General features: G+C 73.7%; 22 protein-coding genes. 7 read left to right on the forward strand and 15 right to left on the reverse strand.

All coding sequences use genetic code 11. The features are described from left to right. The first annotated feature begins 4 nt into the window (after positions 1 to 4). Positions 5 to 670 carry an O-methyltransferase gene (locus AB0E98_RS21300; RefSeq protein ID WP_361704820.1) on the forward strand — a complete coding sequence of 222 codons (666 nt, stop codon included), beginning with the start codon at positions 5 to 7 and terminating at the stop codon, positions 668 to 670. Positions 671 to 884: 214 nt separating this feature from the next. Here the strand turns inward: AB0E98_RS21300 and AB0E98_RS21305 are convergent, their stop codons facing one another. Next, the gene (locus AB0E98_RS21305; protein ID WP_126915881.1) at positions 885 to 1,052 is read right to left on the reverse strand and encodes a DUF3117 domain-containing protein; all 168 of its coding nucleotides are present in this window, start codon (positions 1,050 to 1,052) and stop codon (positions 885 to 887) included. Between the two features lie 324 nt (positions 1,053 to 1,376). On the opposite strand from AB0E98_RS21305, the gene AB0E98_RS21310 reads away from it, so the two are divergent. After that, complete coding sequence (locus AB0E98_RS21310; RefSeq protein WP_361704823.1) at positions 1,377 to 2,177, forward strand: enoyl-CoA hydratase-related protein; 801 nt, start codon at positions 1,377 to 1,379, stop codon at positions 2,175 to 2,177. A gap of 27 nt (positions 2,178 to 2,204) precedes the next feature. Here the strand turns inward: AB0E98_RS21310 and AB0E98_RS21315 are convergent, their stop codons facing one another. Then, positions 2,205 to 2,798, reverse strand: a complete 594-nt coding sequence (locus AB0E98_RS21315) for a DNA-3-methyladenine glycosylase I (RefSeq protein ID WP_361704826.1) — start codon at positions 2,796 to 2,798, stop codon at positions 2,205 to 2,207. Continuing rightward, on the reverse strand, positions 2,795 to 3,241 hold the full coding sequence (locus tag AB0E98_RS21320; RefSeq protein ID WP_361704829.1) for a DivIVA domain-containing protein: 447 nt from the start codon (positions 3,239 to 3,241) through the stop codon (positions 2,795 to 2,797). The genes AB0E98_RS21315 and AB0E98_RS21320 overlap by 4 nt, the downstream gene beginning before the upstream one ends. Before the next feature lie 115 nt (positions 3,242 to 3,356). Between AB0E98_RS21320 and folP the strand changes: the two genes are divergently transcribed. Next, positions 3,357 to 4,217: a dihydropteroate synthase gene (gene folP / locus AB0E98_RS21325; RefSeq protein WP_361704831.1), complete on the forward strand. Its 861-nt coding sequence runs from the start codon at positions 3,357 to 3,359 to the stop codon at positions 4,215 to 4,217. 61 nt (positions 4,218 to 4,278) lie between these two features. Here folP and AB0E98_RS21330 read toward each other — a convergent pair whose 3' ends face one another. Together AB0E98_RS21330 and dapE are read right to left on the reverse strand one after the other, a co-directional pair. Continuing rightward, positions 4,279 to 5,028 carry a TIGR00730 family Rossman fold protein gene (locus AB0E98_RS21330; RefSeq protein ID WP_361704834.1) on the reverse strand — a complete coding sequence of 250 codons (750 nt, stop codon included), beginning with the start codon at positions 5,026 to 5,028 and terminating at the stop codon, positions 4,279 to 4,281. A gap of 105 nt (positions 5,029 to 5,133) precedes the next feature. Then, positions 5,134 to 6,213, reverse strand: a complete 1,080-nt coding sequence (dapE, locus tag AB0E98_RS21335) for a succinyl-diaminopimelate desuccinylase (protein ID WP_361704837.1) — start codon at positions 6,211 to 6,213, stop codon at positions 5,134 to 5,136. A 73-nt stretch (positions 6,214 to 6,286) separates the two neighbouring features. Between dapE and AB0E98_RS21340 the strand changes: the two genes are divergently transcribed. Further along, complete coding sequence (locus tag AB0E98_RS21340; RefSeq protein WP_361704840.1) at positions 6,287 to 7,198, forward strand: hypothetical protein; 912 nt, start codon at positions 6,287 to 6,289, stop codon at positions 7,196 to 7,198. Positions 7,199 to 7,487: 289 nt separating this feature from the next. Next, entirely contained in the window at positions 7,488 to 7,886 is a 399-nt protein-coding gene (locus AB0E98_RS21345; protein WP_311615063.1) for an ATP-binding protein, read from the forward strand. 126 nt (positions 7,887 to 8,012) lie between these two features. Here the strand turns inward: AB0E98_RS21345 and dapC are convergent, their stop codons facing one another. Both dapC and fdxA read right to left on the reverse strand, forming a co-directional pair. After that, entirely contained in the window at positions 8,013 to 9,110 is a 1,098-nt protein-coding gene (dapC, locus tag AB0E98_RS21350) for a succinyldiaminopimelate transaminase (RefSeq protein ID WP_361704842.1), read from the reverse strand. A gap of 106 nt (positions 9,111 to 9,216) precedes the next feature. After that, positions 9,217 to 9,546: a ferredoxin gene (gene fdxA / locus AB0E98_RS21355; protein ID WP_229351726.1), complete on the reverse strand. Its 330-nt coding sequence runs from the start codon at positions 9,544 to 9,546 to the stop codon at positions 9,217 to 9,219. A gap of 114 nt (positions 9,547 to 9,660) precedes the next feature. Here fdxA and AB0E98_RS21360 point away from each other — a divergent pair, with 114 nt between their 5' ends. Next, the gene (locus AB0E98_RS21360; RefSeq protein WP_361704845.1) at positions 9,661 to 10,668 is read left to right on the forward strand and encodes a GNAT family N-acetyltransferase; all 1,008 of its coding nucleotides are present in this window, start codon (positions 9,661 to 9,663) and stop codon (positions 10,666 to 10,668) included. 62 nt (positions 10,669 to 10,730) lie between these two features. After that, the gene (locus tag AB0E98_RS21365; protein WP_361704848.1) at positions 10,731 to 11,582 is read left to right on the forward strand and encodes a transglutaminase-like domain-containing protein; all 852 of its coding nucleotides are present in this window, start codon (positions 10,731 to 10,733) and stop codon (positions 11,580 to 11,582) included. 18 nt (positions 11,583 to 11,600) lie between these two features. Here AB0E98_RS21365 and AB0E98_RS21370 read toward each other — a convergent pair whose 3' ends face one another. The 8 genes from AB0E98_RS21370 to AB0E98_RS21405 all read right to left on the reverse strand — a co-directional run bounded on the left by AB0E98_RS21370 (position 11,601) and on the right by AB0E98_RS21405 (position 20,496). Next, complete coding sequence (locus AB0E98_RS21370) at positions 11,601 to 12,230, reverse strand: response regulator transcription factor (RefSeq protein ID WP_361704850.1); 630 nt, start codon at positions 12,228 to 12,230, stop codon at positions 11,601 to 11,603. Between the two features lie 16 nt (positions 12,231 to 12,246). Next, positions 12,247 to 13,377 (reverse strand): sensor histidine kinase, encoded by a 1,131-nt coding sequence (locus AB0E98_RS21375; protein ID WP_361705279.1) that lies wholly within the window; start codon positions 13,375 to 13,377, stop codon positions 12,247 to 12,249. 135 nt (positions 13,378 to 13,512) lie between these two features. Continuing rightward, the gene (locus AB0E98_RS21380) at positions 13,513 to 14,253 is read right to left on the reverse strand and encodes an ABC transporter permease (RefSeq protein ID WP_361704851.1); all 741 of its coding nucleotides are present in this window, start codon (positions 14,251 to 14,253) and stop codon (positions 13,513 to 13,515) included. Continuing rightward, the gene (locus AB0E98_RS21385; protein ID WP_361704854.1) at positions 14,250 to 15,203 is read right to left on the reverse strand and encodes an ABC transporter ATP-binding protein; all 954 of its coding nucleotides are present in this window, start codon (positions 15,201 to 15,203) and stop codon (positions 14,250 to 14,252) included. Before AB0E98_RS21385 ends, AB0E98_RS21380 begins: the two co-directional genes overlap by 4 nt. A gap of 154 nt (positions 15,204 to 15,357) precedes the next feature. After that, positions 15,358 to 18,714 carry a hypothetical protein gene (locus AB0E98_RS21390; protein ID WP_361704857.1) on the reverse strand — a complete coding sequence of 1,119 codons (3,357 nt, stop codon included), beginning with the start codon at positions 18,712 to 18,714 and terminating at the stop codon, positions 15,358 to 15,360. A gap of 199 nt (positions 18,715 to 18,913) precedes the next feature. Continuing rightward, positions 18,914 to 19,291: a DUF6113 family protein gene (locus AB0E98_RS21395; RefSeq protein WP_361705281.1), complete on the reverse strand. Its 378-nt coding sequence runs from the start codon at positions 19,289 to 19,291 to the stop codon at positions 18,914 to 18,916. Between the two features lie 8 nt (positions 19,292 to 19,299). Then, a complete protein-coding gene (gene mshB, locus AB0E98_RS21400) occupies positions 19,300 to 20,196 on the reverse strand; it encodes an N-acetyl-1-D-myo-inositol-2-amino-2-deoxy-alpha-D-glucopyranoside deacetylase (protein ID WP_361704859.1) in 897 nt (298 codons plus the stop codon). A gap of 105 nt (positions 20,197 to 20,301) precedes the next feature. Then, on the reverse strand, positions 20,302 to 20,496 hold the full coding sequence (locus tag AB0E98_RS21405; protein ID WP_126915863.1) for a hypothetical protein: 195 nt from the start codon (positions 20,494 to 20,496) through the stop codon (positions 20,302 to 20,304). Positions 20,497 to 20,619: the final 123 nt, after the last annotated feature.

Below are 20,619 nucleotides of genomic sequence, written 5' to 3' on the forward strand. Positions count from 1 at the left end.
ACGGTTGCGTCGACCACGGGGACAGGAGAGGGCCATTACCGGCAACCAGCAGACGAGCTGGGCGTTCGCCGATGTGTTCGTCGCCGAGGACGAGGCACTGCGCTGGGCCCGGGACCGGGCCTACGAGGCGGGGCTCACCTCGGTGTCGAACGGCACCGGTGGGGCGCTGCGCCTGCTCGCCGCCGCTGTGGACGCCAAGGCCGTCGCCGAGATCGGCACCGGCACCGGGGTCTCCGGCATCCACCTGCTGCACGGCATGCGGCCGGACGGGGTGCTGACCACCGTGGACAGCGACCCGGAGTGCCAGCAGTTCGCCCGCCAGGCCTTCCGCGCCGCGGGCTTCGCCGGCAACCGGGCGCGCTTCATCCCCGGCCGGGCCCTGGAGGTGCTGCCCCGGCTCGCGGACGGCGGATACGACCTGGTCTTCTGCGACGGTGACCGGACGGAGTTCCTCGACTACCTAGCCGAATCGTTGCGCCTGCTGCGCCCGGGCGGGCTGGTCTGCTTCGAGGGCGTCTTCGCGGACGGCCGTACGGTCGACTCGGCCGTGCCGCCCGCCGAGGTGCAGCGGCTGCGCGAACTGCTGCGGGCCGTCCGGGAGTCCACCGCGCTCGTACCGTCCCTGCTGCCGGTGGGCGACGGGCTGCTCTGCGCCGTCAAGCGCGGCTGATCGCGCGACGGAGCGACGGGGCGGGGCAGGGCGGTGCAGGGCGAGGCGGGAACGGCGGCCGGGTACGGCCCGGCGCCGTACGGCCCGCCCCTCGGCACCGGCGGGCGGGCCGGCATCCGGATGCGGATACGCCGCCGCCCCGGGACCGGGACGAAGCCGGGTTGCCGGGGCGGTGCGGGAGAATTCTGGGCCCGTGGCCTATGAGGCCTGGGCGTCAGACGACGACCTTCTCCAGGGCCTCGCCGAGGGCCTTGGCCTCGTCGGGGGTCAGCTCGACGACGAGACGACCGCCGCCTTCGAGCGGAACCCGCATGACGATGCCCCGCCCCTCCTTGGTCACCTCGAGCGGGCCATCGCCCGTCCGCGGCTTCATGGCCGCCATGCTCGTTCCCCTTCCTGAAACCAGCTCATCGTCAGCCGACGGCCCCGGAAAGGGCACGCGTCACCGGCATCGAACACATTGCTTCCAGGCCATTATCCCGCATCGCGCGACCCGATGACCAACATCAGTCCGCATCCCTTTGGCAACGCGCTGCCGCAAAACCACCCAATTCGGGGATCGCGAGGTATTCCTGCATCGCTCTCACGGCCGTCTCGGCGGCTGATTCTTTGACGCAGGTCACATATCCGGTCCCGATGATCTCCGGCATCCTGGGCACGCATCCCCACTTCTCGCACCGCAGCCGACCCAGGGAGGGACCGCACCATGGCGGACACCGTGCTCCACGAGGTGACCGACGGGCTCGCGACGATCACGCTGAATCGTCCCGACGCCATGAACGCGCTGAACACCGAGACGAAGATCGCCCTCCGCGACGCCCTGCGCCGGGCAGGCGAGGACCCCGCCGTACGGGCGGTGCTGCTGACCGCCACCGGGCGGGCCTTCTGTGTGGGCCAGGACCTCAAGGAGCACGTGACCTCGCTGGCCGCCGACCGTGAGAACGGAACCCGGTCGGCCATGGACACCGTCGAGGAGCACTACAACCCCATCGTCACCGCCATCACCCGGATGCCCAAGCCCGTCGTGGCCGGGGTCAACGGCGTGGCGGCGGGCGCCGGCGCGGGCTTCGCCTTCGCGGCGGACTACCGCGTGGTCGCGGACTCGGCCTCCTTCAACACGTCCTTCGCCGGGGTCGCGCTCACCGCCGACTCGGGCGTCTCCTGGACCCTCCCCCGGCTCATCGGCCGCGGCCGCGCCGCCGACCTGCTGCTCTTCCCCCGCAATGTGAGCGCCCAGGAGGCGTACGAGCTGGGCATCGCGAACCGGGTCGTCCCGGCGGCCGAGCTGGCCGTCGCGGCGACGGAGGTCGCCCGCCGGCTGGCCGAGGGGCCGACGGCGGCGTACGCGGCGATCAAGGAGTCGCTCGCCCACGGGGCGGCGCACGGTCTGGAGGAGACCCTGGCCAAGGAGGAGGAGCTCCAGCGCGCGGCGGCCACGACGGAGGACCACGGCATCGCCGTGGCGGCGTTCCTGGCGAAGGAACGCCCGCGCTTCGTGGGCCGGTAGAGCCGACAGGGCCGGCAGGGAGGGGATTCAGCCCTTCCGCGCGTGACAGTCCGCCAAGTGGTCGTTCACCAGCCCGCACGCCTGCATCAGCGCGTACGCCGTCGTGGGCCCCACGAAGCGGAAGCCCTGCTTCTTGAGGGCCTTGGCCAGCGCCGTCGACTCCGGCGTGACCGCCGGGACGTCGGCCGCCGAACGGGGCGCGGGCCGGGTGGCGGCGTCGGGGGCGTGGGACCACACCAGGGCGTCCAGCTCCCCCGGCGCCAGCTCCGCGGCGGCGCGCGCGTTGGCCAGCGTCGCCGCGATCTTCGCGCGGTTGCGGATGATGCCCGGGTCGGCCAGCAGCCGTTCGGCGTCCTCCTCCGTGAAGGCGGCCACCTTCTCGATGGAGAAGCCCGCGAACGCGGCCCGGAACCCCTCGCGGCGCCGCAGGATCGTCAGCCACGACAGCCCCGACTGGAAGGCCTCCAGTGATATCCGCTCGAAGAGGGCGTCGTCGCCGTGGACCGGGTGGCCCCATTCGGTGTCGTGGTAGACGCGGTAGTCCGCGAGGGTCTCCGCCTCCAGCCCCCAGGGGCAACGGGCCAGGCCGTCCGCCCCGATGACGACTCCACTGCCGCTCATGACGTCTTCCCCCGGCTGTCCTGCGGTTGCTGCTCCTCCTGCGGTTCCTGCCGCTCCTGCTCCCGCTGCTCCCCGCCCGGCCGCTCCTCCGCGCCGCTCTCGCGCTCCAGCAGCCCCTGCACCCCTATCGCCGCCGCCTGCGCCCCGGCGAGCGCGGCCTCCAGCTCGGCGATGCGGGCGTCGCGCTCGGCGAGCTCCGCGCCGAGGCGGTCCAGGGCGTCGTCGGTCTCGGCCATGCGGTAGCCGCGCAGGGCCAGGGGCAGGCGCAGCGCCTCGACGTCGGCCCGGCCCAGCGGCCGGCCGGCGGGCAGCGGCCAGGCCATCCGGTCGTGGGCGGCCTCGGGCAGGGTGTCCCCGCCACCGCCGTCACCGCCTCCCCCGGCGACGGCGAGCGTGACCGCGGCGACCACCACGACCAGCGCGATGAGCAAGAACCAGAACACGGCCGTCCCCTCGTTGCGTCCACAGGCCGGCGTCGGCCAAACCGTCGACTCCGATCGTGCCATGCCGCACTGACAGTTAAGGTCGCTGGCGGACCAGGGAGAGGAAGAACGGAAAATGCTGCGGCTTGGACGACGCGAGTTCGACACCCACGAACCGGTGATCATGGCGATCGTCAACCGGACCCCGGACTCCTTCTACGACCAGGGCGCCACGTTCAGCGACGAGCCGGCGCTCGCCCGGGTGGAGCAGGCCGTGGCCGAGGGCGCCGCCATCATCGACATCGGCGGGGTCAAGGCGGGCCCCGGCGCCGAGGTGACGGCCGAGGAGGAGGCCCGGCGCACGGTCGGGTTCGTCGCGGAGGTCCGGCGGCGCCACCCGGACGTGATCATCAGCGTCGACACCTGGCGGCACGACGTCGGCGAGGCGGTCTGCGAGGCCGGGGCGGACGTGCTGAACGACGCGTGGGGCGGTGTGGACCCCAAGCTGGCCGAGGTGGCCGCCCGTTACGGCGCGGGCCTGGTGTGCACCCACGCGGGCGGCGTGGAGCCGCGGACGCGGCCGCACCGCGTCGAGTACGACGACGTGATGGCGGACATCCTGCGGGTGACGCTGGGGCTGGCGGAGCGGGCCGTGGAGCTGGGCGTACGGCGCGACGGCATCATGATCGACCCCGGGCACGACTTCGGCAAGAACACCCGCCACTCGCTGGAGGCCACGCGCCGGCTGGGCGAGATGACGGAGACGGGCTGGCCGGTGCTCGTCTCGCTGTCCAACAAGGACTTCGTGGGCGAGACGCTGGACCGGCCGGTCAAGGAGCGGGTCCTCGGGACGCTGGCGACGACGGCCGTCTCGGCGTGGCTCGGCGCGCAGGTGTACCGGGTGCACGAGGTCGCGGAGACGAAGCAGGTGCTCGACATGGTGGCGTCGATCGCGGGCCATCGTGCGCCGGCCGTCGCCCGGCGGGGGCTGGCCTAGCGTTCTTGAGCGCCGGGACGGGCGGCGAACACGGCCCGTCCGGCGCTCGAGAAAGGCGCGATCAGGTGCCCGCCTCCTTCGTGACGACCCCGATCGCCTCCTCCACGTCGTCCGTGATGTGGAAGAGCTGGAGGTCCCCGGCGCTCACCTTGCCCTCGGCGACGAGCGTGTTCTCCAGCCAGTCGAGCAGGCCCCGCCAGTAGTCGGTGCCGAAGAGGACGATGGGGAAGCGGGTGACCTTCTTCGTCTGGACGAGCGTGAGGGCCTCGAAGAGCTCGTCGAGGGTGCCCAGTCCGCCGGGCAGGACCACGAAGCCGCTCGCGTACTTCACGAACATGGTCTTCCGGACGAAGAAGTACCGGAAGTCGACCCCCAGGTTCACATAGGGGTTGAGGCCCTGCTCGAAGGGCAGCTCGATGCCGAGGCCCACCGAGACCCCGCCGGCTTCCGTCGCACCCTTGTTGGCGGCCTCCATCGCGCCGGGCCCGCCGCCGGTGATGACGGCGAAGCCCGCCTCGACGAGGCCGCGCCCGATGGCCACCCCGGCCTCGTAGTCCGGCGAGCCGGGCTTCGTACGGGCCGACCCGAACACGCTGATAGCCGGTGGCAGTTCGGCGAGCGCGCCGAAGCCCTCGACGAACTCGGACTGGATGCGCAGGACCCGGAAGGGGTCCTCGTGGACCCAGTCCGCCGTCCCCCGGGTGTCCAGCAGATGCTGGTCCGTGGTGCCCGCCTGCATCTGGCCGTGCCGGCGGACGACCGGCCCCCGGCGCTGTTCCCGTCGCCCGCGCGACGCCTCGGGACTGCCCATGCCGTGCTCCCTCCGCCGCGGGCCGCAGAACCCGCGGTTCGTCGGTCTCGTTGCGCTTCAGCGTAGGTGGTGGCCGCCGGGACGCCGTCCCCCCGGGCGACCGGATCAAGCCGTCAGCCAGGCCCGCAGCCGCTCCTCGCAGTGGGTGATCTTCGCGGTGTCCACGTGCTCGTCCCGCTTGTGGGCGTAGAGGGGGTCGCCGGGACCGTAGTTGACGGCGGGCACGCCGAGGGCGCTGAAGCGGGCCACGTCCGTCCAGCCGAACTTGGGCCGTGCCGTGCCGCCGACGGCCGCCATGAACGCCATGGCCGCCGGGTGGTCGAGGCCCGGGCGGGCGGCGCCGGAGTGGTCGTCGACGACGAACTCGATGACGCCGCAGTCCGCGAAGACCTCGTGGACGTGCGCGAGCGCTTCCTCCGGCGTGCGGTCGGGGGCGTAGCGGAAGTTCACCGTCACGGTGCACTCGTCGGGGATGACGTTGTTGGCGACGCCGCCCTCGATCCGTACGGCGTTGAGGCCCTCGTGGTACTCGAGCCCGTCGACGACGGGGCGGCGCGGCTCGTAGGCGGCGAGGCGGGCGAGGACGGGGGCGGCGGCGTGCACGGCGTTGGAGCCCATCCAGCTCCGCGCCGAGTGGGCCCGCTCGCCCGTCGTGCGCAGCAGGACGCGCAGGGTGCCCTGGCAGCCGCCCTCGACCTCGCCCTCGGAGGGCTCCAGGAGGATGGCGAAGTCGCCCGCCAGCCAGTCGGGATGGGCCTCGGCGACATGGCCGAGGCCGTTGAGGTGGGCGGCGACCTCCTCGTTGTCGTAGAAGACGAAGGTGAGGTCGCGGTTGGGCTCGGGGACGGTCGCGGCGACGCGCAGCTGCACGGCGACGCCGGACTTCATGTCGCTGGTGCCGCAGCCCCACAGGATGCCGTTCTCGTCCAGGCGGGAGGGCACGTTGTCCGCGATGGGCACGGTGTCGATGTGCCCGGCCAGGACGACCCGCTCGGCGCGGCCCAGGTTCGTACGGGCCACGACGTTGTTGCCGTGCCGGTCGACCGTCAGGTGCGGCAGCCCGCGCAGCTCGGTCTCGATGGCGTCGGCGAGTGCTTTCTCGTCACCGCTCTCGGAACGGAAGTCGACGAGCCGGGCGGTGAGGGCGGCGGCGTCGAGGGACAGGTCCAGTGCGGGGTGATCCATGCGGCGAGCCTAACGCGACGCCCGGTACGGTCCGGAGGGGCCGCCGGGCGGTCTCTCAAGTAACGTGGCCCGCATGTCCGGGATCAACGTCACCCGCCGTGGCCGCCTGCTGCGCACCGTGGCCGCCTGCGCCGTGCTGCTGGCGCTGGCCGGCTATCTGGTGGCGCAGCTGATCACCGGTGGGCCCGGGGCGCCGCGCTGCACGATGCGGGCGAACGGGCAGACGTACTCCCTCTCCCCCGAGCAGGCGGTCAACGCGGCGACGATCTCCGCCGTGGGGTCGGCGCGCGGGCTGCCGGAGCGGGCCGTGACGATCGCGCTGGCGACGGCGATGCAGGAGTCGGGGCTGCGCAACATCCACCACGGCGACCGCGATTCGCTGGGGCTCTTCCAGCAGCGGCCGACCCAGGGCTGGGGCACGGCCGCGCAGATCACGGACGCGGTCTACGCGTCGGGGAAGTTCTACGACCATCTGGTGGAGGTGCCGGGCTACTCGCGGCTGCCGCTGACGGTGGCCGCACAGAAGGTGCAGCGCAGCGGTTTCCCGCAGGCGTACGCCAAGCACGAGCCGGACGCGTCGTTGCTGTCGTCGGGGCTCACGGGCCGCACAGCGGCCTCGTTCAGCTGTACGAAGAGCCCGAGCGACGGCAAGGCCGGCGATCCGGTGGCGGTGCGGTCGAAGCTGAGCCGCGAGTTCGGGGTGAAGGCCACCCCGTCCGTGACCGGGGACGGCCGGGCCGGGGTGGCCGGCGGCCGCACGGTGACCGTGCCGGTGCGCCCGGGGCCGGACGACGAGACCCCGTCGCGGCGCGGCTGGGCGGTGGCGTCCTGGGCGGTGGCCCACGCGGCGGAACTGCGGATCGAGCGGATCTCCTTCGGCGGCCGGGTGTGGTCGGCGGAGAATTCGGCGGACGGCTGGCGGAAATCGGCGGAAGAAGCGGGCGGCGACGGCACGCCGGCGGTTCGGATCACGACCGTTCAGTAGTACGACCGTCCCCTCGCCGGGAGTACCCGCCGCATACGGGAGTTGCCGGTTCGACGGCAATCCGCACGCGTTCTCGACCCGACCCCAACTCCCTTGTGAATAAAGGCTTTTCGGGCTTCCGTATCGATTGACAACCTGCCCGGTATGGCGGGTTTTCAGTGCTCCCGATAATGCGACGCATTACTCAGTCTTTACCTTGGTCCACCGCAACCTTCGCCGGGCTCACGCGGTAGTCACTGCGTCCGCACGCCGGACAGCAACCGACTTCCCACTCCGCCAAAGGAGCAACATGTCCCTCCCCCTCACGCGCCGGATCGCCCGGGTGGCCCTGCTCGTCGCTGCGGGTGCCGCTCCCGTCGTCGGCGCGGCCGGCTCCGCGAGCGCCGCGGACCTCACCAAGGCCACGGATCTGGCTCCGGTGAGCGCGCTGGACACCACCACCGTGAGCAAGGCGGCCGGTGCCACCTCCCACACGGCCGGCAGCATGGCGACGGGCGTCGGGCAGCAGGCCGTCGGCACGGCCGTACCGATGGCCTCCCACGCGGTGCACAAGGCCGGCAACGAGACCGTTCCGGCCGCCAACAAGGCCGCGGGCAACCTCGTGGGCGGCGCGGCCTCGGCCGTCGGCGGCACCGCACAGGGCGTGACCAAGGGCGGCGTTCCGCAGCTGCCCGGCGTCGGCGGCTGATCCGTCCGTCGGAAGCGGCGGCGTCACAGCACCGGAGTGGCGGCGTCACACAGCGGCACCGAGGGGCCCGGGAGCGAAAGCTCCCGGGCCCCTCGTCTTGCGCGGCGCGCGCGGCGTGCGTAGGCGCTACTCGGCCAGACGACGGACCGCCGCCTCCACCCGCTCATCGGTGGCGGTGAACGCGATCCGTACGAACCGCTCGCCCGCCCGGCCGTAGAAGTCACCCGGCGCGACGAGGATGCCGCGCTTGGCGAGCCCGTCGACCGTCTCCCAGCACGACTCGTCGCGCGTGGCCCACAGGTACAGCGACGCCTCGCTGTGCTCGATCCGGAAGCCCGCGGCCTCGAAGGCGGCGCGCAGCGCGTCCCGGCGGCGGGCGTAGCGGGCCCGCTGCTCGGCGACGTGCGCGGAGTCGCCCAGGGCCGCCACCGTGGCGGCCTGGACCGGGGCGGCGACCATCATCCCGCCGTGCTTGCGGATCTGGAGCAGCTCACCGAGGACGGCCGGGTCGCCGGCGATGAACGCGGCGCGGTAACCGGCGAGGTTCGAGCGCTTGGAGAGCGAGTGGACGGCGACGATCCCCTCGTACGAGCCGCCGCAGACGTCCGGGTGGAGCACGGAGACCGGGTCGGCCTCCCAGCCCAGCTCCAGGTAGCACTCGTCGCTGAAGACCAGCACGCCGTGCTCGCGCGCCCAGGCCACCGCCCGGCGCAGCTCGTCCTTGGACAGGACGCGGCCGGTGGGGTTGGACGGCGAGTTCAGCCAGAGGAGCTTCAGGCCGGCCGGGTCGAGCTCGGTCGGGTCGTCGTAGACGACGGGCTCGGCGCCCACCAGGCGCGCGCCGACCTCGTAGGTCGGGTAGGCGAGGCGGGGGTAGGCGACCTTGTCACCGGGGCCGAGGCCCAGCTGGGTCGGCAGCCAGGCCACCAGCTCCTTGGAGCCGACGACCGGCAGCACATTGGCGTGCGTCAGGCCCCGGGCGCCCAGGCGGCGCTCCACCCAGCCGGTCAGCGCGTCGCGCAGCGCGGCCGTGCCCCACACCGTGGGATAGCCGGGGCTGTCGGCCGCGTCGGCCAGCGCCCGCTGGACCACGGCCGGGACCGGGTCGACCGGGGTGCCCACCGACAGGTCCACGATGCCGTCGGGGTGGGAGGCCGCGGTGGCCTTGTAGGGCTCGAGCCGGTCCCAGGGGAAGACGGGGAGGCGGGAAGAGACTGCGCTCACGGTGCTCGCTGCTCGCTCTCGTGCGCTAGGGGTGGCCGGTGGGGGGAAATGCCGCGGGCCCCGTACGGCGATGGCCGTACGGGGCCGCGGTGAGGACCGCTGTCGGTCAGTGCTCCGGGTTGATGTCCGCGGGCAGAGAGGCGATGAAGGGGTGGTCGCGCTCGATCAGGCCCAGCTTGGAGGCACCACCGGGCGAACCGAGCTCGTCGAAGAACTCGACGTTCGCCTTGTAGTAGTCCTTCCACTCCTCCGGCGTGTCGTCCTCGTAGAAGATCGCCTCGACGGGGCAGACCGGCTCACAGGCACCACAGTCGACGCATTCGTCCGGGTGGATGTACAAGGACCGGGAGCCCTCGTAGATGCAGTCGACGGGGCACTCCTCGATGCACGCCTTGTCCTTCACGTCGACACAAGGCTGCGCGATGACGTAGGTCACGCTGTCGTTCCTCCTCGGTAGGGCTCATCTCGCGCGGGAGCGCGGCGTCGTCGATGCCCACACCTAGTATCTCCCTCCCCGGGCACATGACGAACAAGAGGGGCGGACGGAGCTGTGGAATTCACCACGGGCGGAAGACTGGAGGTCCGGATCTCCACGGCAGATGTGGGAAAAAGGGTCTCCGTACGGCGGCTGAACGACTCCGGGAGTTCTCCGGAGCGTTTCACCGACGCGGTGGGCCTACTGACCTCCTGGAGCGACGGTGTGCTGCGAATCACACGGCGTACCGGGGAGGTCGTGGAGGTTCCGGAGGCTTCTCTGGTCGCGGGCAAGGTCGTCCCCATGGCACCCGCCCGGCGGCGGGGGCCCGCCGCCGGGCTGCGTGAGCTCCAGGAGGTCGCGGCGCGCGGCTGGCCCGCACGCGAGACCGCCCGGCTGGGCGGCTGGACGCTGCGCGCGGCGGGCGGCTTCAGCTCCCGGGCCAACTCCGCCCTGCCCCTCGGCGACCCCGGGCTGCCCCTGCCGGAGGCCCTGGACCGGGTGGCCGCCTGGTACGCGGAGCGTGGCCTGCCGGCGCTCGTCCAGGTCGTCACCGGTCACCCGGACGCGGACGAGCGGCTGGACGCGGAGCTCGCCCGGCGCGGCTGGACGGCCCAGTCGCCCGCCGTGACCCGGACGGCCGCGCTGGCGCCGATCGCCGACGCCGTGGCCCCCGGCGCGGGTGACGTACGGATCGCCCGTGAGCCGGACGCGGCCTGGCTCGCGGCTTACGGGCGGAGCGGCGCGGACCCGGTGGACGCGCGGGCCGTGCTGGGCGGCGGGCCGTCGGTGTGGTTCGCGACCGTGCCGGGAGCCGCCGGGGAGCGCCCGGCGGCCATCGCGCGCTGTGTGGTCGACGGCCGGTGGGCCGGGTTCATGGCCCTGGAGGTGGCCCCGGAGCGGCGCCGGGAGGGGCTGGGCACGCTGGTCATGGCCCGGCTGGCCCAGGAGGCGCTGCGCGAGGGCGCCTCGGCGGCGTATCTCCAGGCCCTGGCGGACAACACGGCCGCGGCCGGGCTCTACGACGAGCTCGGTTTCACCACCCACCACGCCTACCACTACCGTCGCGGCCCCGAGCACTGACACGGTCGCACCATGGACAGTGGCGGTGGCTGCGCCACCGCCCCGAGGGGTACGAGGCACGCATGTACGACGACACGACCGCCCGGCGGCACCGCTTCGCCGGGGCCGCCCGGGACGACCGGCCCGACCTGGCGCTGCTGTGCCTGCTGATCTCCGCCGAGGCCGAGGCCGTGGCGGGCGGGGAGCTGGGCGAGGACGCGACCGACGCAGCGCAGATGGAGCTCGACCGGCTCGCCGGGTCGCTGCCCGCGCTGGGCCGCGGGGTGGCACCGGCCCGCTGGGCGGACGCCCTGGCCACGCTCCTCGGCGAGCGCTGCGGCTTCCACGGCGCGCCCGCGGACTACCGGCGGCTGGAGTCCTCGCTCCTGCACGAGGTGCTCCGGCGGCGGCGCGGGCTGCCGATCCTGCTGTCCGTGGTGTGGATAGAGGTAGCCCGCCGGGCGGGCGCGCCCGTGTACGGGGTGGCGCTCCCCGGCCACTTCGTCGTCGGCATCGGCGACCCGCGGGGCGAGCATGTGCTCGTCGACCCCTTCGACGGCGGCCGGATCCTGTCCGAGGAGGACGCGGGGCTGCTGGTCGCGGGTGCCACGGGCACCCCGCTGACGCCCTCGATGTTCTCCCCGGCGGTCCCCCAGGAGATCGTGCTGCGCGTCCTGAACAACATCCGCGCCTGGGCGGCGGCGCGGCCCGAGCGCAGTGACGTCCAGCTGTGGGCCGTCGAGCTGTCCCTCCTCCTGCCCAGCCACCCCGCCCGGCTCCGCTACGAGCGCGCCGAGCTCTTCGTCGAGCGCGGTGACTTCGCGCGGGGGGCGCGGGAGCTGGAGGAGTACGCGGAGGTCATCGCGCCGGTCGAACCGGACGCGGCGGAGTCCGTCCGCCACCAGGCGCTGGCGGCGCGGGCGATGCTCAACTGAGGGCGGGGTGGGGCACCGTCACAGCCACCCCTTGTCCCGCGCGATCCGTACCGCTTCCGCACGGTTCCGTGCCCCGGTCTTCTGGATCGCCGTCGACAGATAGTTCCGCACCGTCCCGTGCGAGAGGTGCAGCGCCCGCGCCAGCTCCACGTTCGTCGAGCCGTCGGCGGACGCGGTGAGGACCGCGCGCTCGCGGTCGGTGAGCGGGTTCGCCCCCTCGGCGAGCGCGGCCGCCGCCAGGGTCGGGTCGATGACGCGCTCGCCGCGCAGCACCCGCCGCAGCGCGTCCGCCAGCTGGGCCGCCGGGGCGTCCTTCACCAGGAACGCGTCCGCGCCGGACTCCATGGCCCGGCGCAGATAGCCGGGCCGGCCGAAGGTCGTCAGGATGACGACCTTGAGCCCGGGCAGTTCCCGCCGCAGCAGCGCCGCCGCGTCGAGCCCGGTCATCCCGGGCATCTCGATGTCCAGCAGCGCCACGTCGAGGGACGTGGCGCGGGCCGCGTCCAGGACCTCGTCGCCCCGGGCCACCTGCGCGACGACCTCGATGTCGTCCTCCAGGCCGAGAAGCGCGGCCAGCGCCTCCCTGACCATCGACTGGTCCTCGGCGAGGAGGACACGAATATTCCCGGGCGGCGGTGCTGAAGTCACAGCGACAGGGTAGAGGTCAGACGGCCACCCGCCGCGAGAGCGGTACGCACGCCCGCAGCCGGAATCCGCCGCGCGCGCCCGGGCCGGTCTCCAGCCTGCCGTCGGCGAGGGCGAGCCGCTCGCTCAGCCCGGTCAGCCCGTTCCCGTAACCGCGCCCCGGACCGCGGCCGTTGTCGGTGACGGTCAGGCACATGTCGTCGCCCGTCTCCGCGAGCGTCACCTCGCAGCGCGTGGCACCGCTGTGCCGGACGACATTGGTCACCGCCTCGCGCAGCGCCCACGCCAGGGCGCCCTCCTCATCGGGCGGCAGATCGGGGTGGCCGTCCGCGGCCCGGCTCAGGTCGGCGGTGATGCCGGCGGCGGCCAGGGCGGTACGGACCCCGGCGAGCTCGGCCTCCAGGGTGGGGCGGCGAAAGCCGCTCACCGCCTCCCGGACGTCCACCAGGGCCTGCCGGCTCACCCGCTCGATGTCGGCGACCTGCCGGGCCGCGTCCTCCGGCCGGTCCGGGAGCATCCGCCCGGCCAGCTCGCTCTTGAGCGTGATCAGCGAGAGCGAGTGGCCGAGCAGATCGTGGAGGTCGCGGGCGAGCCGCAACCTCTCCTCGTTGGCGGCGAGATGGGCCACCGTCGCCCGTGCCTCACGCAGCGCACGGGTCGTCAGGGCCATCTGCCGCACCCCCACCATCGCGAAGCCGCCGAGCAGAGCGGGGACGACGAGCGCCACCACGAACTCCGCCACCGGGCCCCGCATGCTCGCGCCGACGGCCACCAGTACCCCCGTGACCAGTGGAACGGCGAGGCGAGCGAGCTTGGTGGGGAAGACCGCCCCGCAGGCGATGCTCGAGAAGACGAAGAGCACCAGCCAGGGGGTCCCCAGAGTGAGGGACAGGACGAGGGCCAGACTCAGCATCACCCCGATCCAGCCGAGCACCTTGGGCCGGTCCAGGGCCCGGGAGGTGTGGCGGAAGACCAGGGTCAGGTAGGCGGCCACGAAGGCCGCCAGGCCCACGCCGCCCAGGACGTCGCCGACCAGGGTGTGGTGGTCGCCGAGGACGTCCTCCGCCGGGGCGGCGAGGTAGAAGAACCAGATGGAGATCCACAGCAGTTTGATCACTATCTGGCGGCGGTTCTCGGGCTGGGAGCCCATGCCGTTGTGGGTCTCGGCGGCCGACGGGTCGTCCTCGGTCTCCATGACGGCGCGCCAAGGGTTCCAGCGTCGCTCGCGTCCGGCCATCGGCCCCTCTCTCCCTCCGTCCGTCCCTCGGACCCGTCCCGCGTCGGCTCAGGCCTTGCGGGTGTCCTTGCGGTAGAGCCAGGCCGCGCAGCCGGCGAAGACGACAAGATAAGCCAGCAGCAGGCCGACGTCCCTCAGGTGCGGCGCGTCGCCGCCCTCGATGGCCTGGCCGAGCGCCGCGTAGGCGTGGGTGGGCGTCCACTTGGCGATGGACTGGAGCCAGTCCGGGAAGGTCGTGGTCGGCATCCACAGGCCGCCCAGGATGGACAGCGCGAAGTAGACGATCATCGTGACCGGCCGGACGGCGTCACCGGAGACCAGGTAGCCCAGGGCCACACCGAGCGCGGCGAAGACGATGCTGCCGGCCCAGATGGAGCCCGTCAGCGCGCCCCACTGCCAGGCGTCGAGCCGGACGTGCTTGACGGCCGCGGCGATGGCGAAGACGACGAGGATGGAGGGGAGGGAGACCACGGCGGCCGAGGCCACCTTGGCGGACACATAGCCGCGGCCGGGCAGGGCGGTGAGGCGCAGCTGGCGCACCCAGCCCTTCTCGCGCTCCTTGGCGATGCGCTCGCTGTTGCCGACGAGGACGGCCGTGATGGCGCCGAAGGAGGCCATGGAGACCATCATGATCAGCGGCAGCGTCAGCCGCGTGCCCTTGACGAGCTCCTCCTCGCTCGCACCGCCGGCGATGATCAGGAAGAGCAGCGCCGGGTACATCACGGAGAAGAACATGAACTTCTTGTTGCGCAGGGTGCGCGTTATTTCCAGCTTGACGAGAGTCTTCATCGGGCCGCCTCCTCGGCGGTCGCGGCGTCGTTGATGGCGAGGAAGGCCTGCTCCAGGCCGAGGCCCGCGACCTCGAGGTTGCGCGGGTAGAGGCCCAGCCCGTAGAGGGCGTGGACGGTGGCGTCGGCGTCGTGGGACTGGATGCGCACGGTACGGCCGGACACCTCCAGCGAGGCGAGGAACGGCAGCTCGCGCAGCGCGCCCTCGCCGACCGGCTGGTCGAGGTCGAAGACGATCCGGCGGGCGCCGGCCTTGGCCTTGATCTCGGCGGCCGAGCCGTCGGCGAGCAGCGTGCCGCCGCGCAGCACGATGACGCGGTCGGCGATGGCGTCGGCCTCTTCGAGGTAGTGGGTGGCGAAGAGGACCGTACGGCCCTGGCGCGTCTGCTCGCGCATCACGCCCCAGAACGCCTGGCGGGCCGAGACGTCCATGCCGGTCGTCGGCTCGTCCAGGACGATGAGGTCATTGGCGCCGGCCGTGGCCATGGCGAAGCGCACGCGCTGCTCCTGGCCGCCGGAGAGCTTGTTGACCATGCGGTCGGCGATACCCGTGAGGTCGGCCGCCGCCAGCACCTGGTCGACGGGGAACGCCTTGGGGTGGAGGTCGCAGGCGAGCTTCACGATCTCCCGGACCTTCACCTCCTCCATCAGCCCGCCGCTCTGGAGCATGGCGCCGACGCGGCCCTGGAGGATGGCCTCCTGCGGCGTGGTGCCGAAGACCTCGACGCGCCCGGCGTCGGGGTTGCGCAGACCCAGCAGCAGGTCCAGGGTCGAGGACTTGCCCGCGCCGTTGGGGCCGAGCAGGGCGACGGTCTCGCCCGGGTAGAGGTCGAGGCTCAGATCGGCGACGGCGCGCACGGTGCCGTAGTTCTTGCTGACGTTCTCAAAGCTGACCACGGGGGCGCCCGTGCGGCGCCCGTCCCCCGTGTTGACGCTTGCAGTAGTGGTCATGGAGAACATCTTCGCTGGTCAGGGGGTGCTGTCGGCAGTGTCGGACGTCGTGGGCCGGGGATGACAGATGTCATGCGCCAAGCCGTGCCCGGACGCGCACGAGCCCCCGTGCCGCTGGGGCACGGGGGCTCGTGCGTACGCGAGAGGGGCTCGCTCAGCCCGTCTGCTGGATCGTCCCGACACGCTCGGCGAGCGTCTTGCCGCGCAACGCCTTGCCGAGGGCGCCGGCGACATCCTGCGGGGTGACGGGCTTCTTGGTGCCGTCGCCGCGCTGGATGAGGACGCCGTCGAACTTCTTGCCGTAGAGCTTCTTGAGCTCCTCCAGGTCGTAGCTCTCGACGAGCTTGCCGCCCACCTCCTTGACGGAGAGGATCTTCGGCAGCGAGAGCTCCGGCCCGAACTGGATGGCGTGGGCCGCGTCCGCCTGCACGGTGACCAGACCGGACATCGCGGGCTTCGCGAACTCCTGCATCATCCGGTCGACCTCGGCGTTGGTCACCTTCGGCTGCTGCGAGGACGTCGTCAGCTCGACGGGCTTGTCCTTGCCGGTGGCGGCGCGGTCGCGGTAGGCCTGGGAGATCGCCTTGACCGACTTGTCCACGTCCACGCCCTCGTACGGCTGCCCGTAGACGGCGACGGCCTTGCCCGGCTCGAACTTGATCGTGCCGTCCGTCGCCGAGCCGGACTCGCCGGCCAGCGACTTGAGGGCGGCGGCGACCTTCTCCTCGTCGACGTTCAGGGTCGGCTCGGCGGCATGGGTGTTGCCGATGAGCGAGCCCAGCACGGTGACGGGGTTGTAGTCCCGCCCGGACGCGGCGCGCACGGTGGCCTGGGTGTCGATGGACAGGCCCGCCACGGAGGGCTTGAGGGCAGCCGGTTTGCCGCCGATGGAGAGCTTCAGCGGGGCGGTGGCGCGGTCGCCGAGGGCCGAGTCGAGCTTCTTGACGGCCTCGTCCTTGGACTTGCCGCCGATGTCGACGCCGAGGACGGTGGTGCCGTTCGGTACGTCGGCGTGGTCGAGCAGCAGCCCCGCGGCGTAGGCGGCGGCGACCAGGCCGATGACCCCGCCGCCCAGGAGGACGAGCTTGGAGCGGCCCTTCTTCTTGGGCGCGGGCTTGGGCGCCGCCTTGGCGGCCGGCTTGGCAGGCGGGGCCGGCGGCTTGGGCACGCCGGTACCGGACTTCGCCGGCGGGACCGGCGGGCCCGGGACGGCGGGCTTCGGCTTGGGCACGGCGATGCGGGGCGCACCGGCGTCCGCCGGGGGCACGGTCGGCACCCCGCTGACCAGCGTCTCGCCGACCGGCTTCGGTACGGGCCCGGACGGCACGCCCGGTGCGCCCGGCGCGCCCGGCGCGGGCACGCCGACGTGAGCGGAAGCGGAGGGGGAAGCGGAACCCTTCGGTCCACGCTTCTTGCCCCTGCCCTTGCCCGCGCCGCCACCCTGCGGGGCGCCGCCCTGCGGGCCCGGCGGCGGGACCACGGGAACGCCCTGACGCGGCGTGTCGGTACGCCCGGTCGCGAACGCGGCACCCCCGGCGGGCACACCACCGATGGTGGGGCCGACGGTGGGCATGGACATCTGCTGGGTGGTCCCCGCGTTCGGCACACCGCCGCCCGCGGCCGCACCGCCCTTGGCACCCGGCCCACCGTGACGGCCCTTGCCGCCCGGCTGCGGCACGGCACCGGTCGTCGAGGCGTCACCGGGCCACTGCGCACCGCCGTTGGCACCGGGCGCGCCGGGAACACCCGGACCGCCCGGGTGGCCCTGGCCACCGGGCCGCGGCATGCCGCCGGTCGTCGCGGCGTCACCCGGCCACGGGGCGCCACCGTTGGCACCGAGGCCACCGGTCGCACCGGGAACACCCGGCTGCGGAACGGCACCGGTCGTCGAAGCATCACCAGGCCACGGCGCACCGCCGCCCACGGCACCCGGACCACCCGGACGGCCCTTACCGCCCGGCTGCGGCATGCCGCCCGTCGCCGAAGCGTCACCCGGCCACGGGGCGCCACCGTTGGCACCGGGACCACCGACCGCGCCGGGCACGCCCGGCTGCGGCACGGCACCCGTCGTCGAGGCATCGCCCGGCCACGGCGCACCACCGTTGGCGGCGCCCGGGCCACCCGGCTGCTGTCCGCCACCGGCCGTCATACCGTCACCCGGCCACGGGGCACCGCCCTTGCCGGCGGGGCCGCCCGGCTGGGGCACGGCACCGGTCGTCGAGGCATCGCCGGGCCACGGCGCGCCGCCGCCCACGGCACCCGGACCACCGGGGTGACCGTTGCCGCCGGGCTGCTGCGCGCCACCAGGCGCCGCACCGTCACCCGGCCACGCCGCACCGCCGCCCGCCGCACCCTGACCGCCGCGGCGACCCTTGCCGCCCGGCTGGGGCACGGCACCCGTCGTCGAGGCGTCACCCGGCCACGGCGCGCCGCCCGTCGGCACGGGGTCGTTCGGGTGCTGCATGGCGCCCGCCGGGGTGGACGTGCCGGGCCAGTCGTCGCCGGCGGCGGCCGCGCGGCGGCGGGCCGCGCCCTTGCCCGTGGGGAGGTTCTGCTGCGCGCCACCGGTCGGCGTACCGTCACCCGGCCACGGGGCGCCGCCGTTGCCGGCGGGGCCGCCCGTCGGGGGCATGCCGCCGGTCGGCGCGGGGGCGCCCTGCCACGGGGCGTCGGCGCCGGGCACGGGCGGCTGCGGCATCGCGCCGGTCGTCGAGGCGTCACCCGGCCACGGCGCACCCGCACCGCCGTGAGCGGCGCCGGGGGCGCCCGTCGTGGCGCCGGCGCCCGGTACGGGCGGCTGCGGCATCGCGGCGGTGGTGGAGGGGTCCTGCGGCCAGGAGGCGCCGGAGTCGGCGGCCGGGGCGGGGTTGCCGCCGTACGCGCCACGGGCTGCCGCGCCGCGGCGCGGCAGCGGCGGGGCCTGCTTGCCGGCGGCGCCGGCGCCCGCGCCGCCCGCGGGCGGCTGGCGGCGGGCCGCGGCGGGCGGCGGGGTCGTCCCGGAGGACTTGCGCGGCGCGAACCAGTCGCTCGGCGCGGAACCCGAACCGGAATCGGAAGCGGAACCCGAAGGGGAGCCCGCGGCGGCGGCCGCGCCGGCCGCCGCCGCGGGGGTCTTCTTCGTCGGCTTGGGGCGCGTCGGCAGACCGGACCTACCGGCCCCGGCGGGCGCGGAAGCGGAGGGCGCGGCGGGCGCGGCCGGACCGGAGGTCGCGCCGGGCCCGGACGGCGGCGCGGCGGCGGCCGCGTCCGCGGCGCCGCCCTCGTTGTCGACGGTGGTGCGCATGACGACGGGCGGAATGGGGCGCGAGCCCGGGATGTTGATGCGGATCCGCGTCGTCATCGTGGTCTCGGTCTTCGGCTCGTTCGGCCTGGCGGCCGAGGCCGGCGAAGCGGCCGGGCCCGGTGCGGGCTCCTCCCCCTGGGGGGTCCCGTAGGGCGTGGTGCCCGAGGGGTAGGCGGCACCGCCGCGGCCCTGGGCCCCGGAGGACGAACTGTCAGATGCACGGCTCAAAGCAGGATCTCCCGGTTACTCTTCGCCGCCCTCTTTTGACCTCGCTTGGGGTCGCCCATGCCGGAGGCCAGGGGAGGCTCGGCGGCGCGCACCACCATACTGGGGACCACGGGCCGGTATTCGACGACTGCTGGATCACTCCCCCGACCGGCCGGATGACAGTCGGGTAGAAATCATCACGACACTTCCCAAGTCGGGCCTAAGCGCCGTCCGGTTGCGGCACTTTCGCAACCGTGGCGCACATCACAGCGACACCCATGCCGCCCAGGAGGTACGCGTACGAGCCCAGGCCGGCCCCGAAGAGGAAGTCGCCCTCCGGCCGGCTGGCCGCCAGGATCAGCACGGAGACGATCCAGCCCGTGCCGGCCGCCGCGCCGCCCATCCGGCTGCGGGTGGCGACCACCGAGCCATAGCACAGCCCGCCGACGGCGAGGAGGGCCAGCAGCAGTCCGCCGGGGAACCAGCCGCCCTGGACGAGGGCGCCCGCGACGCCCGTGACGAAGCCGAGGACGGCGAGGCCCAGGTAGGCGGCGAGGCGTCCGGGGCCGGGCACGGTGAAGAGTCCGCTGTTGTCCATGGGCCCGGTCACGCACCCGTCCCGGCGAACAGGTCGTCCTCGCGGGCGCCCGGGGCCGCCCCGGACCCGCCCCGGACGAGCCGGTAGTACTCGATGGGGAAGAGCGGCTGGCCCAGGTCGTTGGAGAGGGCGAAGAAGGGGCCGTCCACGGCGATCTGCGTGGCGTGCGCGCGCATCGCCGCCGCCTTCCGGTCCGCGTGGGCGGAGGCGTCGACCGCCGCCGTCACCTCCTCGTCGGGCAGCACGCCGGGGACGTCGTCGACGGAGGCGATGCCGGGGAAGAGGTCGCCCTCGCGGCCGGCCTCGCGCAGCCGGGCGAAGCCGGCCTCGACCACGGAGCGCGGGACGCAGTTCCAGTAGATCTTCGCGATCGCGTGGGGGTCGCCCAGGTCGCGGCGGAAGGCCGGCTCGGCGGCGAGGTCCGCGGCGCGCATGGCGACGCGGTGGGCCTGGATGTGGTCCGGGTGGCCGTAGCCGCCGTTCTCGTCATAGGTGACCAGGACCTGGGGGCGTACCCGGCGGATCACCTCCACGAGGGACGCGGCGGCCTCGTCCACATCGGCGCGCCAGAAGCAGTCCGGGTGCTCGTTCTGCGGGGCGCCCATCATGCCGGAGTCGCGGTAGCGGCCGGCCCCGCCGAGGAGGAGGTGGTCGGTGACGCCCAGCTCGGCCATGGCGGCGGCCAGTTCGCCCTCGCGGTAGGAGCCGAGGGTGTCGTCCCGGTCGGCGGTCAGGTGCGCCAGGGCGGGCGGGATCACCTCGCCCTCCTCGCCGAGCGTGCAGGTCACCAGCGTGACGTGGGCACCCTCGGCGGCGTACTTGGCCATGGTCGCGCCATTGTTGATCGACTCGTCGTCCGGGTGCGCGTGCACCAGGAGCAGCCGGCGGCCGGGAAGATCGGTCATGGGGACAGCCTACGGTTGACGGCGGCCCGCCGGGCCGTCGCCCGCGACCGCCGCGCCCCGCACCCGGCCGCCGGTCGCCCCGGACGGCCCGGCCCGTTCGGCCCGTCAGAACTTGATGTTGCTGACCATGGCCGTGACGCTGGATGTGAACTGGTGGATGGTCGGGCCCACGGAGGAGCTGGCGAGGTAGAACCCCAGCAGCACGCAGATCGCGGCGTGGCCCGTCTTCAGCCCGGATTTCCGGACCAGCAGGATGACGATGATCGCCAGCAGCACCACCGCCGAAATCGAGAGTGCCACAGCGGCTCACCTCCAGGGACGCGCGGTCGGACGGACGGCTTCGAGCGGATGGCATACGAATGCCCGAAGGCACGCGGACACCGAGGTTCGTACCCACTATGCGCGAGCGATCATAACTTTCCG

This window comes from Streptomyces sp. NPDC037389, from assembly GCF_040636475.1.
In the GTDB taxonomy this organism is placed as follows: Bacteria; Actinomycetota; Actinomycetes; order Streptomycetales; family Streptomycetaceae; genus Streptomyces; species Streptomyces hesseae.

Bases quoted from the DNA above. Each gene is read 5' to 3' on its own strand.
- AB0E98_RS21330 (WP_361704834.1), bottom strand. From the start codon at position 5,028: ATGGGCAGTCCCGAGGCGTCGCGCGGGCGACGGGAACAGCGCCGGGGG.
- AB0E98_RS21315 (WP_361704826.1), bottom strand. From the start codon at position 2,798: ATGAGCGGCAGTGGAGTCGTCATCGGGGCGGACGGCCTGGCCCGTTGC.
- mshB (WP_361704859.1), bottom strand. From the start codon at position 20,196: ATGACCGATCTTCCCGGCCGCCGGCTGCTCCTGGTGCACGCGCACCCG.
- AB0E98_RS21305 (WP_126915881.1), bottom strand. From the start codon at position 1,052: ATGGCGGCCATGAAGCCGCGGACGGGCGATGGCCCGCTCGAGGTGACC.
- AB0E98_RS21375 (WP_361705279.1), bottom strand. From the start codon at position 13,377: ATGGGCTCCCAGCCCGAGAACCGCCGCCAGATAGTGATCAAACTGCTG.
- AB0E98_RS21385 (WP_361704854.1), bottom strand. From the start codon at position 15,203: ATGACCACTACTGCAAGCGTCAACACGGGGGACGGGCGCCGCACGGGC.
- AB0E98_RS21310 (WP_361704823.1), top strand. From the start codon at position 1,377: ATGGCGGACACCGTGCTCCACGAGGTGACCGACGGGCTCGCGACGATC.
- AB0E98_RS21365 (WP_361704848.1), top strand. From the start codon at position 10,731: ATGTACGACGACACGACCGCCCGGCGGCACCGCTTCGCCGGGGCCGCC.
- AB0E98_RS21395 (WP_361705281.1), bottom strand. From the start codon at position 19,291: ATGGACAACAGCGGACTCTTCACCGTGCCCGGCCCCGGACGCCTCGCC.
- AB0E98_RS21340 (WP_361704840.1), top strand. From the start codon at position 6,287: ATGTCCGGGATCAACGTCACCCGCCGTGGCCGCCTGCTGCGCACCGTG.
- AB0E98_RS21380 (WP_361704851.1), bottom strand. From the start codon at position 14,253: ATGAAGACTCTCGTCAAGCTGGAAATAACGCGCACCCTGCGCAACAAG.
- folP (WP_361704831.1), top strand. From the start codon at position 3,357: ATGCTGCGGCTTGGACGACGCGAGTTCGACACCCACGAACCGGTGATC.
- AB0E98_RS21345 (WP_311615063.1), top strand. From the start codon at position 7,488: ATGTCCCTCCCCCTCACGCGCCGGATCGCCCGGGTGGCCCTGCTCGTC.
- dapE (WP_361704837.1), bottom strand. From the start codon at position 6,213: ATGGATCACCCCGCACTGGACCTGTCCCTCGACGCCGCCGCCCTCACC.